Annotated in this window: 16 protein-coding genes; 11 read left to right on the forward strand and 5 right to left on the reverse strand. The window is 35.3% G+C overall.

What is annotated here, in order from left to right; translation table 11 throughout:
* Window positions 1-93 precede the first annotated feature (93 nt).
* On the forward strand, window positions 94-993 hold the full coding sequence (locus tag OXQ85_RS08235) for a bestrophin family ion channel (protein ID WP_267403476.1): 900 nt from the start codon (window positions 94-96) through the stop codon (window positions 991-993).
* A gap of 11 nt (window positions 994-1,004) precedes the next feature.
* On the opposite strand, the gene OXQ85_RS08240 is transcribed toward OXQ85_RS08235, so the two are convergent.
* Window positions 1,005-1,604, reverse strand: coding sequence for a hypothetical protein (locus tag OXQ85_RS08240; protein WP_267403478.1), 600 nt, complete (start codon window positions 1,602-1,604; stop codon window positions 1,005-1,007).
* Window positions 1,605-1,751: 147 nt separating this feature from the next.
* On the opposite strand from OXQ85_RS08240, the gene OXQ85_RS08245 reads away from it, so the two are divergent.
* The 10 genes from OXQ85_RS08245 (at window position 1,752) to OXQ85_RS08290 (ending at window position 10,089) form a co-directional block, all read left to right on the forward strand.
* Window positions 1,752-2,372 (forward strand): toxin-antitoxin system YwqK family antitoxin, encoded by a 621-nt coding sequence (locus OXQ85_RS08245; protein ID WP_267403480.1) that lies wholly within the window; start codon window positions 1,752-1,754, stop codon window positions 2,370-2,372.
* Window positions 2,373-2,376: 4 nt separating this feature from the next.
* On the forward strand, window positions 2,377-2,913 hold the full coding sequence (locus OXQ85_RS08250; protein WP_267403482.1) for an RNA methyltransferase: 537 nt from the start codon (window positions 2,377-2,379) through the stop codon (window positions 2,911-2,913).
* Between the two features lie 417 nt (window positions 2,914-3,330).
* Complete coding sequence (locus tag OXQ85_RS08255; RefSeq protein ID WP_267403484.1) at window positions 3,331-3,906, forward strand: CBS domain-containing protein; 576 nt, start codon at window positions 3,331-3,333, stop codon at window positions 3,904-3,906.
* Between the two features lie 4 nt (window positions 3,907-3,910).
* A complete protein-coding gene (locus tag OXQ85_RS08260) occupies window positions 3,911-4,777 on the forward strand; it encodes an NAD kinase (RefSeq protein ID WP_267403486.1) in 867 nt (288 codons plus the stop codon).
* Window positions 4,778-4,848: 71 nt separating this feature from the next.
* On the forward strand, window positions 4,849-5,919 hold the full coding sequence (fbaA, locus tag OXQ85_RS08265) for a class II fructose-bisphosphate aldolase (RefSeq protein ID WP_267403488.1): 1,071 nt from the start codon (window positions 4,849-4,851) through the stop codon (window positions 5,917-5,919).
* 88 nt (window positions 5,920-6,007) lie between these two features.
* Window positions 6,008-6,862: an acetyl-CoA carboxylase, carboxyltransferase subunit beta gene (gene accD, locus OXQ85_RS08270; RefSeq protein ID WP_267403490.1), complete on the forward strand. Its 855-nt coding sequence runs from the start codon at window positions 6,008-6,010 to the stop codon at window positions 6,860-6,862.
* A 54-nt stretch (window positions 6,863-6,916) separates the two neighbouring features.
* Window positions 6,917-7,429: a hypothetical protein gene (locus tag OXQ85_RS08275; RefSeq protein ID WP_267403492.1), complete on the forward strand. Its 513-nt coding sequence runs from the start codon at window positions 6,917-6,919 to the stop codon at window positions 7,427-7,429.
* Between the two features lie 297 nt (window positions 7,430-7,726).
* Window positions 7,727-9,130, forward strand: a complete 1,404-nt coding sequence (locus OXQ85_RS08280) for a spore maturation protein (protein ID WP_267403494.1) — start codon at window positions 7,727-7,729, stop codon at window positions 9,128-9,130.
* Complete coding sequence (locus tag OXQ85_RS08285) at window positions 9,131-9,700, forward strand: hypothetical protein (RefSeq protein ID WP_267403496.1); 570 nt, start codon at window positions 9,131-9,133, stop codon at window positions 9,698-9,700.
* On the forward strand, window positions 9,697-10,089 hold the full coding sequence (locus OXQ85_RS08290) for a hypothetical protein (protein ID WP_267403498.1): 393 nt from the start codon (window positions 9,697-9,699) through the stop codon (window positions 10,087-10,089). The genes OXQ85_RS08285 and OXQ85_RS08290 overlap by 4 nt, the downstream gene beginning before the upstream one ends.
* A gap of 15 nt (window positions 10,090-10,104) precedes the next feature.
* Here OXQ85_RS08290 and OXQ85_RS08295 read toward each other — a convergent pair whose 3' ends face one another.
* From OXQ85_RS08295 to OXQ85_RS08310, 4 genes are all read right to left on the reverse strand, one after another.
* Window positions 10,105-10,992 (reverse strand): ferric siderophore ABC transporter substrate-binding protein, encoded by an 888-nt coding sequence (locus OXQ85_RS08295; protein WP_267403870.1) that lies wholly within the window; start codon window positions 10,990-10,992, stop codon window positions 10,105-10,107.
* A gap of 34 nt (window positions 10,993-11,026) precedes the next feature.
* Complete coding sequence (locus tag OXQ85_RS08300; RefSeq protein ID WP_267403500.1) at window positions 11,027-11,425, reverse strand: biopolymer transporter ExbD; 399 nt, start codon at window positions 11,423-11,425, stop codon at window positions 11,027-11,029.
* Between the two features lie 8 nt (window positions 11,426-11,433).
* Window positions 11,434-12,138 (reverse strand): MotA/TolQ/ExbB proton channel family protein, encoded by a 705-nt coding sequence (locus OXQ85_RS08305; protein ID WP_267403502.1) that lies wholly within the window; start codon window positions 12,136-12,138, stop codon window positions 11,434-11,436.
* Window positions 12,139-12,320: 182 nt separating this feature from the next.
* Window positions 12,321-12,782, reverse strand: coding sequence for a hypothetical protein (locus OXQ85_RS08310; protein ID WP_267403504.1), 462 nt, complete (start codon window positions 12,780-12,782; stop codon window positions 12,321-12,323).
* Window positions 12,783-12,868 lie beyond the last annotated feature (86 nt).

Genomic DNA, 12,868 nt, shown 5'->3' on the forward strand with positions numbered 1-12,868 from the left:
CATTTCATTCAGCAAATGATAGCATGAGCTTTAGTTTTAAACAAAATTTTAATTTTTTTAATAAAGTTCGGATAAAGCGAAAATTTTATCTTTGTGAAACCAAGAGAATTTATGAGAGTTTACAACACCAAACATTTCCTGAAAATCCTTTTCAGTTTACATAAGAGCGATACATTGAAAATTTTATTCCCAAGCATGATCCTTGTGGGATTATATTCGTGGGGAATTGAATATCTGGAACTTGAGTATTTTCATTTAACTTCAAAATCGGGAATCAGTAATGTGGGAATGATTCATTCTTTGTTGGGATTTGTACTTTCTTTGTTATTGGTTTTCAGGACAAATACGGCATATGACAGATGGTGGGAAGGCAGAAAACTTTGGGGAAAATTAGTCAATGACACACGAAATTTTGCCATAAAAATCAATACAATTCTTGGAGATGACAGACAAACTGCTGAACAAATGGCAAGATATTTAAAATTCTTTCCACATTTTTTAGCGAAACATTTATCGAAAGAATCTACAAGATTGGCGTTGGATGAAGATTATTCTGAAATTGAAAAAGAACTGAAAAACCACGGTCCGAGCGAGATTGTAATTTTAATGAGTCATAAATTAAATCAATTAAAAAAAGAAGGAAAAATTTCGGATATTGAAATGTTGTATTTAGACAGTCAATTATCAGGTTTTCTTGAAGTTTGCGGCGGTTGTGAGAGAATTAAAAACACTCCGATTCCGTATTCTTATTCTTCGTTTATCAAGAAATTTATTATTCTGTATGTTTTCGCCTTGCCGATTGCTTACGTTATCAATATCGGGAATTTTATCATTCCGTTGACGGTTTTTATTTATTATGTTTTGATGAGTCTTGAATTAATTGCTGAAGAAATTGAAGATCCTTTTAACAACGACGAAAACGATATTCCGATGGAAACTATTGCCCAAAATATTGAGAAAAACGTTCATCAGATCATGGGTTCAAGAAAATAAAAAATCAAGCCTTATAGCTTGATCTCTTTTATTTCGCCATCCTGTTTTATCTCTACAAACTTGCTTTCTCGGTTTCCTGCATTGTAGCCATAGAAAAACGTTTGATAGATTGGGGTAGAATACAAATATCCTCCGTAAGCGTTATAAGCATCCGATTGTCCGGTTTGTTTCTGATAACTTGCAGTTGCTGTAAAATTAATAATGGTTTCCAGATAATATTTTCCGGGTTTCAGTTTTTCGAATTTAAATCTTCCGTGGTCGTCAGTCAGGGCTTCAATTCTGTATTTAAAAGCTTCTTCAGACATATAAACGGTCGTCTTTTTATTTTCATACTTCTTTCTCATATCGTAAAACTCCTCAAAATAAGGAGTTACAGGAAAAAGCATCACCACGGTTCCTTTTTTGGCATAATGCTTTTCTGCCAGCAAAGGTTTGATTCCCCAGTTGTTTTTCTGCTTGGTGGAAGCCACACCTTCAATGGTTGAGTTCCCGAAACCGATCATGTTTTGTGCTAATTTTTTATCGAAAAAAGCCTGCGGATAGTATGTATTTTGTGCTTTGGTAAAAGTAAAAGCTGATACCATGGTCATTAAAACGAGTACATTTTTCATAGCTGATATTTTAGCCAAATATAGGTATTTCATAAAAGAGAATAAATACCCAAATTTGGGGAGAGAAATGTTAAAATTTTTCATGTATTCATGAACATTAATTCACATTATTGCAACAAACATTAATTTTAAACAAAAAGAAAAATTATGAAATATCCATTATTAATTGCCATCTGTACATTCGGAATCATGTCTGCCCAAAAACCTTGCGGATTCAAAGACGGATTGCAGGAAGGAAGCTGCAAACAGTTTTATGAAAACGGACAGGTAAAAGAAATTGCAGAATGGAAAAAAGGAAAACTGGAAGGTGATGCTATTTTTTATTATGACAATGGAAAAGTGCAGGCCAAAGGAGAATATAAGAAAGATTATAAGGTGAAAGAATGGTCTTACTTCAATAAGGAAGGTATTTTAACCTCAAAAGAAGTTTTTAGAAACGGCGAAAAAAATATTTATGACAACAGTTTGGTTGCCACTTTTTATAATCCTTCTGGAATCATTACTGAAATTTCAAATTTTAAATTTGGTAAATTGCAGGGCGAAAGTAAACTTTTTTATGAAAACGGGAAATCTGTAAAGCAAATCGGATATTACGATAACGGAATTGCCACAGGAAAATGGAAAATGCTTTACCCGTCTGGAAAAATCCAAAGGGAAACGGAATTCGTAAATGATAAATGGAACGGAACCAGAGTTCATTACCGCGAAAACGGAAGCATCGAGAAAACAGAAGTTTACAAAGACGGAAAATTAATCTCAACAAAATAAGACATTGGTACACAAATTAAAACTGGAAGAACTCAACAGAATAGATGTAGAAACCTTTAAATCGGTTGAAAAAATTCCTTTGGTCGTGGTTTTAGACAACATCAGAAGTATGCATAATGTAGGTGCAACCTTCAGAACGGCAGATGCATTTTTGGTTCAGAAAATTATTCTTTGCGGAATTACGCCTCAACCGCCACACCGGGAAATTCACAAAGCCGCTTTGGGAGCAACGGAAAGTGTAGACTGGAGCCACGAGAGTGATATTAATACAACCATTGCTGATTTAAAATCGCAGGGTTTTGAAGTTGTGGGTATTGAGCAAACAACAAGCAGCCAGATGATTACTGATTTTACGATCGATAAATCGAAGAAATATGCAGTTATTTTAGGAAATGAAGTTGAAGGAATCAGCGATGAAGCGTTGCCGAATATTGATTCTTTTATTGAAATTCCTCAATTGGGAACCAAGCATTCTTTAAATGTAAGCGTTTGCGGTGGAATTGTAATGTGGGAGTTTGCAAAGGTTTTGGGAATAAAATAAAAAAGATTTCTAATTAGATCTCATGTGATCTTTGTTGAGTGAAATCGAAGATTCGACGTAGTCAAACGCCTTTGTAAACTTACAAGCATGTAGTAGTCAAAAAAAAATTACTTTGCGAACTTTGTGTTAAAATAAAATTGAAAAAGCTTTAAAATAAAAAAACTGCATATGCCTAAGAGACAGTGCAGTTTGAAATAAATCTAATAAAAAGTAAAAATGAAAGGCGACAAAGGTACCTTTTTTTTCGACACGAACAAATTTTAATTTCAATTTTTTAAAATTTCAAGAAAAAAAGTTTCATTTTCAGAAAAGGTTTTATTTAATTTTTTATAAATTAGCACAATGTTTATCAAGGACTATATCTCAAAAGACTTCCCATGCTTTAGCCTTACTGACTCGATAGAATCAGCAAGGAACATGTTAGAAGACTTTGGATATTCTCATATTTTCATTAAAAAATCTCACCACTTTTACGGGGCCCTTGCGCAGGATTTTCTTTACGAAGAAGAAGGAACGCTGAAAGATTTGGAGCATCAAATCGAGCGTTTTGCTATTCCGGAAGACAATAATATTATGGACAGCATCCGGCTGTTTCATACCTTTAATGCCAACGTGGTTCCTGTGATTAATAAAGCGGAGAAGTATCTGGGATATATAAGTTGTGAAGATATTTTCCAGGATTTATCGAAATACGCATTATTTTCAGAATCGGGAGCCATTCTTACAGTAGAAACCCCATCCAGAAAATATTCGATGACGGAGATCGCCAATATTGTGGAGAGCAATAACTCGAAATTTTATGGTGCGTTTATCAGTTTCATGTCCGACGAGGTGATTCATGTAACGATAAAGATCAGCAATGAAAATCTAAGCTCCATTGATGAAACATTCGACCGATATGATTACAGAATTGTAGAAAAATATTATTCTGATGAAAAATCGGATTTGTTGAATGACAGATTCGGATTTTTCCAGAAATTTATAGAAATATAAACTAATGAAGGCAGCCATATATTCTCAGAAAAAAGATCTTGATACTTTTTTATATTTAAGCAAATTTATTTCCGAATTGGAAAGCAGAGGCGTAAAATCTGTTTTGTACGATGAGATGGCTGAAGCCCTTCAGTTTTCAAAGATTTTCGAAACCTTTAACAACAAACAGGATCTTATCGATAAAGAAGTCGATCTGTTTTTCACTTTTGGTGGCGACGGAACGATTGTAAATTCTCTAACCTTTATTGAAGATCTTGAAATCCCGATTGTTGGTGTAAATACCGGAAGATTAGGCTTTCTAGCGAGTTTCACCAAAGAAGAAGCCTTTAAAGAGCTTGATTCTATTTTGAAAGGTGATGTAAAAACCAGCCGCCGATCTGTTATTCAAGTGGTTTCGCCTGTTTTAGAAGATTTTTTCCCGTACGCTTTAAATGATGTTACCGTTTCCAGAAAAGAAACGACATCGATGGTAACGGTGGATTCTTATATTAATGATGAATTTTTAAATGTATTCTGGGGAGACGGTGTTATTGTTTCAACGCCTACCGGTTCTACGGCTTATTCGTTAAGCTGTGGCGGTCCTATCATTTCTCCGAACAACGAAAACTTTGTTATCACACCTATCGCTCCGCACAATTTAAATGTAAGACCTTTGGTGGTGAACGATAGTGTGGAAATTAAATTTAAAGTTGAAAGCAGGGTTTCACAGTACTCCCTTTCGCTGGATTCACGACTGATACATATAGAAACCGATAAAGAAATTGTAATTAAAAAGGCAGATTTCCAGATTTTACTGGTGCAGCCGAACGATTTAAGTTTCTACGAAACCATCCGCCAGAAGCTACTTTGGGGAAGGGATAAAAGAAATTAAGAATATTTTTAAAAATTATTACCTTTACAGGAATTTTACAAACCCTAATAATTTATATTAAAACGTAAAACATGAGCAGAATTTTCCCGGCAGGAGTTGCCACAGGTCAGTTAGTTACTGATATTTTTCAGCACGCTAAAGAAAACAAATATGCATTGCCTGCAGTAAACGTAATTGGTTCTAGCAACACAAATGCAGTTTTGGAAACGGCAGCAAAATTAAACTCACCTGTTATTATTCAGTTCTCTAATGGTGGAGCTGCTTACAACGCAGGAAAAGGATTAAGCAATGATGGGCAAAAGTCTGCAATTTTAGGAGCTATTGCTGGTGCTAAACACATCCACACGCTTGCAGAAGCTTACGGAGCAACTGTAATTCTTCACACAGACCACGCGGCAAAAAAATTATTGCCTTGGATCGACGGATTGATGGATGCTAACGAAGAGTTCTTCCAACAAACAGGAAAATCTCTTTATTCTTCTCACATGCTGGATCTTTCTGAAGAATCTTTAGAAGAAAACTTAGAAATTTCTGCTAAATATTTCGAAAGAATGGCTAAAATCGGAATGACTCTTGAGGTAGAAATCGGAGTAACCGGAGGTGAAGAAGATGGTGTTGACAATTCTGATGTTGACAACTCAAAATTATATACTCAACCGGAAGATATCGCTTACACATACGAAAAGTTAAAAGCAGTTTCTGATAACTTTACGATTGCTGCTGCTTTCGGAAACGTACACGGAGTTTACAAGCCAGGAAACGTGGTTCTTACACCAAAAATTCTTGATAATTCTCAGAAATATGTTCAGGAGAAATTCGGAACTGTTGAGAAGCCAATCAACTTCGTATTCCACGGAGGTTCTGGATCTACTTTAGAAGAAATCAGAGAAGCAATTGACTACGGTGTAATTAAAATGAACATTGATACTGACCTTCAGTTTGCTTACACAGAAGGTATCAGAGATTATATGGTAAACAATGTAGATTATTTAAGAACTCAGATCGGAAACCCTGAAGGTGAAGAAAAACCGAACAAAAAATTCTATGACCCAAGAGTTTGGGTAAGAAAAGGTGAGGAAACTTTCGCTGCAAGATTAGTTCAGGCATTTGAAGATTTAAATAACGTAAATACGCTTAAATAAATTATAATTGATAAGAGATGAATGATAGCTGATTTGTAAATCGCTTCTTTTATCTCTTATCATTTATCACACATCAATTATATACAATATGGCATTCGAGTGGTTTAAAAGAAAAGCACAAAATATTACGACATCTACTGATGAGAAAAAAGATGTTCCCAAAGGTCTTTGGCATCAGACTCCTTCAGGAAAAATTGTTGAGCATGACGAATTAAAGAGAAATAACTATGTTTCTCCAGAAGACGGATTTCATGTAAGAATAGGAAGTGCAGAGTTTTTTGATATCCTTTTTGATGAAGGTAAATTCACTGAATTGGATGCTAATGTTGAAAGTATTGACATCCTGAATTTCAAGGATACAAAACCTTACGCAGACCGTCTGAAAGAGGTAAAAGCAAAAACAAAACTGACAGATTCTATCAGAAATGCTGTTGGAACTGTAAAAGGAACTGAAATGGTAGTTTCTTGTATGGATTTCGCTTTTATCGGAGGTTCTTTAGGATCTGTAATGGGTGAAAAAATCAGAAGAGCGGTAGATTACTGTATCAAAAATAAACTTCCTTACATGATCATTTGCCAGTCTGGTGGAGCGAGAATGCAGGAAGCAACATATTCTTTGATGCAGTTGGCAAAAGTTCAGGCTAAATTGGCTCAGCTTTCAGAAGCAGGACTTTTATACATCGCTTACCTTTGTGACCCAACTTTTGGTGGAATTACCGCTTCTTTCGCAATGACAGCCGATATTATTATGGCTGAACCAAAAGCATTGATCGGTTTTGCAGGACCAAGAGTTATCCGTGAAACAATCGGTAGAGACTTACCGGAAGGTTTCCAGACTTCGGAATTCCTTCAGGAAAAAGGTTTTGTAGATTTCATCGTGAAAAGAACTGAAATACAGGAAACCGTTGCTAAAACAGTAAAATTATTAGCAGTAAATGCTTAATAATTTGTAACAAAATACTACAATCTCTCTCTAATTAGGGAGAGATTTTTATTGATGAGAACTTTTAAAATATTTTTTAATACGATCCGAAGCATGAGCTTTAAAAAGATTTGTCGTCTTTTAGGGCTTGTTCTCCCCCATCCTATTTTCGCCGTATTAAGTTTTCATGCTACCGTGCAGGCTTTTACCATTGCTCAGAAAAAGTTCCCGAAAACCGCTTCTAATAACGGAATAGGTAATGCTTTCAGACACGCACTCTGGTGCTGTTTTATTACGATGTACTGCTCAAAAGTTTCTTCTCCTGAGAAAGCTCTTGATTTCTGTAAAAAAATCACCGATATGCATGAAGAATTGTTTCCCAACAAACCTTTGGAAACTAAAATGGATCTTCATAATAACACATTCGGAATGAATTTTTACAGAGAATTATTACCCGGAATTCACCGCCAATTTTTTGAAAAAAGTTTTTTCATTGATGGATTGGAAAAGAAAATGAAAGAAGCCAAAGTTTTGAAAAATCTGGATGATAATTTTGACGGATTTTTGGTTTATCTTGATGAAAAGTAATCGTTTTATTTACAAATTTCAATTTCTTTTTACACTTTCATTGTCATCCTAAACGAAGCAAAAGCGAAGTCAATAATCTATTATTTTAAATTCATCTTCGTGAAATTTGTCATCCTGAAAGGATCTAAACATCGTTAAAATAACCGCTGAGATGCTTCCAGCATAACAAAAATGCCGTTCAATTTAAATTTATATTGAAATGCTTTGTCATTCCATTCCCGCAATGACTTAAAAATTCACCGTCTCTTTGTAATCTGAAGTTTTTTTGATAAGTTTAAACAATCTTAATTCAAACAAATGGTTCTCAGCAGAATTTGGTCGGCATTTATCATTATTGCCATTGCCATTGCCAGTATAAAATACGTCTCATCAAGTAACTACAAAACTATTTTCAATGATATGGTGGTAGGAAAAGGCGGCGATACGGTAAAAATTGCAACACAAAAAATGAATGTTGTTGCGCCGATCGTGCGAGACAGTTTGATGAAAAAAAACAGTTTTGAAGACAACCGAATTCATTATAAAACCGATTCTTTAAAACAGGAAGTAAATGTGTACCGCGTTCAGGAAACAGATGGCGTGATCGGGACTTCGGAAACCGCAGTGAAAATCTGTCTGGGATTGATTGGGATTATGGCTTTGTTCATGGGCTTTATGAGCATTGCAGAAAAAGCAGGCGGAATTAATCTTTTAAGCCGATTAATTCAGCCATTTTTTTCAAAATTATTCCCTGAAATTCCTAAAGATCATCCCGCTTTTGGGCATATGCTGATGAATTTCAGTGCTAATCTTTTGGGGTTGGATAATGCCGCAACTCCTTTTGGATTAAAAGCCATGGAAAGCCTTCAAAGTTTAAACCCGAATAAAGATACAGCGAGTAATTCGCAGATTATGTTTCTCTGTCTTCACGCCGGAGGAATGACGTTAATTCCGGTTTCGATTATCGCGTTGAGATCTTCTGCAGGTTCTAAAAACCCCACGGATATTTTCCTGTACTGCATGATCGCAACTTTTGCTGCGACTTTAGCTGCAATGATTATTGTTTCAATTTATCAAAAAATAAATCTTTTAAAACCTGTTCTTTTAGCCTATATCGGAGGAATTTCTGCATTGATTGGTCTTCTCGTTTGGTATCTAACTGGTTTGAGTAAAGAAGCCTTGGATATATTCAGTCAGATTTTAAGTAACGGCTTAATTCTTTTTATTTTCGTCGCAATTGTATTGGGTGCTGTTTATAAAAAGATCAATGTTTTTGAAGCTTTTGTAGATGGTGCGAAAGAAGGCTTTACAACGAGTGTGAAGATCATCCCCTATTTGGTGGGAATGTTGATTGCGATTTCACTTTTAAGAACTTCAGGCGTTTTTGAAGTCATTATCGACGGAATGAAATGGGTTGCTAATGCTTCCAATTTAGATGCACGATTTGTGGATGGGCTACCAACCGCTTTAATCAAACCATTATCCGGTTCTGGAGCACGTGGAATGATGATGGATACGATGGCGACTTTCGGTCCGGATAGTTTCCAAGGGAAGTTGGCGGCGGTTCTTCAGGGAAGCTCAGATACGACGTTTTACGTGATTGCCGTTTATTTTGGGGCAGTAGCCGTTAAGAATACGAGATATACGGTAATTGCTATGCTTTTGGCAGATTTAGTGGGTGTTATTACCGCAATTGTATTGGCACATCTTTTCTTTGCTTAAATGGTTAGAACATTTTACATCATATTTTTTTGTTTATTCATTGTCAGTTGTAAAAAGGACAATGTAAATGAACTTGTAAAAAGCAATTTTGCTCAAAATAAAAATCTAAAAGATTATATCGATTTCAAGTATGATAAAGTCATTGCCTTTGTCAGCGTAAATCCTATGGATTATTATGATGGAGATTTTGATAAAGAATTAAATGTAAAAAAGTTTAAAGATACAATCAGCAAAACGTTAAAGCCTTTTCAAATAAAATACCTTAACGATATCTTAAGCGGACGGGAAAATCAAAATCCATTCGCATCAGTTATTTTTACTGATTGCTTCTATCCTAGGCATAATCTTATTTTTCTTAAAGATAAAAAAATTATTAATTATATTTCCGTCTGTTTTGAGTGCAATAATATTAAAAGCAGTAAACCTCCACATGCAAACATGAAAAATTATATAGCTTTTTTTAATTCTATTAATTTAAAGATGTTTAATAACCCTATTGAACATTCAAAATATTATGATTCTATTAAATTAGCACACAAAAACGTAAACAATTTAAATAAAAAGAAATGATTACAGATAAAGAATTCACATTAAGATTAATACGCCAGTTAACTCAAGCATTAGAAAAGCTGATTTTAGATAAACCTGAAGAAAGTTTAATGCAGAAAGAATTGGATTTCGAAACATTAATGAAAGATATCTTCAAATTTGATTTTACAACGCTTGCATCGAAATCAAAAGAAGAAATTATTGCAATCGTGAACGAAAGACAAGAAAGAGATCACAAAGATTATTATGAAATGTTGGGGAATCTTTTCTATTTTAATGGTAAAGCGAGTCAGAATAATGACTTTTTAGACAAAGCAAAAACGTTTTACGAACTATATCTTCAAACCAGCGGAATATTTGCACTTCCCGTTATCAACAGAATCAACGAAATAAAAAAAGCACTTGAATAAAGTGCTTTTGTATCTTTAGAAAGTAATTTTATAAGATCCGGTGGAAGAAACATTCGCTTTTTCAGCTTTTACATATTTCTTAACCCAAGCCACTGCGTTTGATGAGATACAAGGATCTGACGTTCCGCTTAACCTTCTTGCAGAAACTACATTTCCCGCTTTATCTACAGTGTAAGCAACGGTAATTGTTCCGCTTGCCGTACAGCTGTTTGATGGTTGCGCTCCGCCCCTACCCATTGTTCCGGGAATAAAACCGATCAATTTCCTGTCGATTCCCACTTTACTGTCTCCGTTTCCGTCGCCTCCTAAAGGATCTCCTGCATTTCCGACTCCCGTCCCGTCTCCTTGACTTCCCGCTTTTGTTCCTCTTCCTTTAATTAAATTTCCTATAGCCGCATTTCCTTTTCCGTCACCGCTTCCGGTTTTAGAATTGGCGGTTGTGGCGCCCGCTTTTTTAGTATTTTTAGATGCTGATGTGCTTGTTGATGCTTTATCAGCTTTTTTAGATTCCTCTTTTTTAGGTACGGAAACTTTAGAATTATTTCCTGTAAGGACTTTATCTTTCGGTTCAGATTTTTTGGCAACAGGTTCCGGTTTAGGTTCCGGCTTAATGACTGTTTTCGTTTCAGGAACAGGCGTTTCAATAGGTTCCGGAGTTACTTCTTCCGTTGCCGCGGCTAAACTTCCTTCCTGTTCGGCAGGCTCTTCAATTCCGTTACCATTTCTGTTGTCTCCGAAATTGACAAGCATCGTCGTTATAACCTCAGGATCTTTCTCGATTTCAGGCTTTAATTTATATAAAAAAACAAACAACAGGATGGCAGACCAAACCAGGATAGAAAGCAATGCACTTTTTATCCGATCTCTATTTTCCTCGTCTTTGTTTACAATATGGCTTCTCATCTTGAAATGATCCTTACCGGAAATTCCGGTTGTATTATTTATCTTTAACCGTTGCAATGGCGATATTAAATTTATTTTTTTCAGCAATTTCCATTACAAATACCACGTCTTTGTGCATCGTATTTTCATCAGCACGAATGGTAAAAGATTTGTTGGTCTGGTTGGCCAATTTACTTACCACCGTGGGTTCCAACTGATCTCTTGACACCGGATTATCATCCACAAAATAAGATCCGTCTGGCTTCACGCTTACCACCAAAGGATTCGGAACATTATCTGCTGCCGTATCTGCTTTGGGTAATTTCACATCTATGGCACTCTGATTGGCCGCCGTAGAGGTAATCATAAAGAATATCAGCATCAGCAAGATAACGTCTGTCATCGCTGCTAAACTGAATTCAGGATTCGCTTTATTTCTTCTCTGAATCTTCATAAGAAAAATTATAAAGGTTTATTGATAAGATCTAAAAATTCACCAGACATATTCTGTGCTTTCAGTACAAATTTATCAATTCTCGTTAATAAAATATTGTAGAAAAAGTTAGCCGGAATTGCCACTGCAAGACCTACCGCCGTTTGTCCTAACGCCGTATAAATACCCTCAGACAAAGTTTTTGGAGAGAAAGATCCCGTGGCATGAGATAGATTAAAGAACGCAATAATCATCCCGATTACCGTTCCCAATAGTCCCAACATTGGAGCGATACTCGGTACCACTGCCAAAAGATTCAGGTTTTTCTCCATATTGGCAACTTCCACCTGAGCTTGCGACTCCATTGCGCTTACAATATCTGAAACGGGGCGCCCTAGTCTTGAAATACCTTTCTCTAAAATCCTTCCTTCCGGAGAATTCTGTCTTTTGCAATAATCTGCTGCCGATTCTATTTTGCCTTCTTTAATGAAGTCTTCAATATTATCCATAAAATTGGAATCTGTTTTCGAAGTTAATCTTTTGATAAAGAAAAAACGTTCAAAAAACAGATATACGGAAAATATACCCAATGCGATCACGGTAACCATCACTATTTTAGCGAAAGCCCCACCGTGGAACATGATCTTCCAAAATGAAAATTCTAAATCTTCTGCAGCCACTGCAGGTGTAGCAACTTGTGCAAACAACATCGTAGTAAGTTCCGTTAACAGCATTAATGTGTATTTTTATAAAAGTTTTAACGACAAAAATAATGGAATATTATTAATTCATGTCTTAAAAATAGCTTAAAAACAACTTAAAAAATTGTTATTTCTCAAAAATAGCAAATTTCTCTCCAAAACAGGTTTGAAAAGAAATCTGATCTATAAAAAAATAGGGAGGATGAAAATTAGAATTAATCTTCGTCTACCTCAATATCATCTTGCTTAAATTCGCATTTTAATCTGAAAGGAATCGGCGTATCAGATCCCGTATAGAAATCGTCAATGGTTCCTTTCCAGATCACCTGCAGCTCTCCGTCTTCACTTTTTTCAAATAAAAGCTCATTATCATAGATAAAAGCCTCTTCGTCGTCAAAAAGATCTACTTCGGTGTAAGTATCTTCATCAGAATCGTTGATTGTGATTGTTTTTCCTTCTATTTCCGCAGAGTCGATAGGAAAATCGAAAACTTCAAGCGAAAGCTGAGGAAAGTTGTACTGTAAAGAATCATCTTCTACGTGATCCAAACCGTCATCCGTAGTAATTTCAACCTCTAAAAAATGTTGCTGGTTGCTGTAAACTGCTTTACAATAAGTATTTCTAATATTGTACTTTAGCGTTTCGTCCGGATGGTAAATTTTTAAAATCCCTTTCATTATTTCTTAAAAAAGAACTGTAATAGTATGATTGTTAAACGTTAGCAACAAAGATAAAAAATAGATTGAACGTGAAAAATATTTTG

It is taken from the genome of Chryseobacterium sp. GM_Chr_2 (assembly GCF_026540445.1).
Taxonomy (GTDB): Bacteria; Bacteroidota; Bacteroidia; order Flavobacteriales; family Weeksellaceae; genus Chryseobacterium.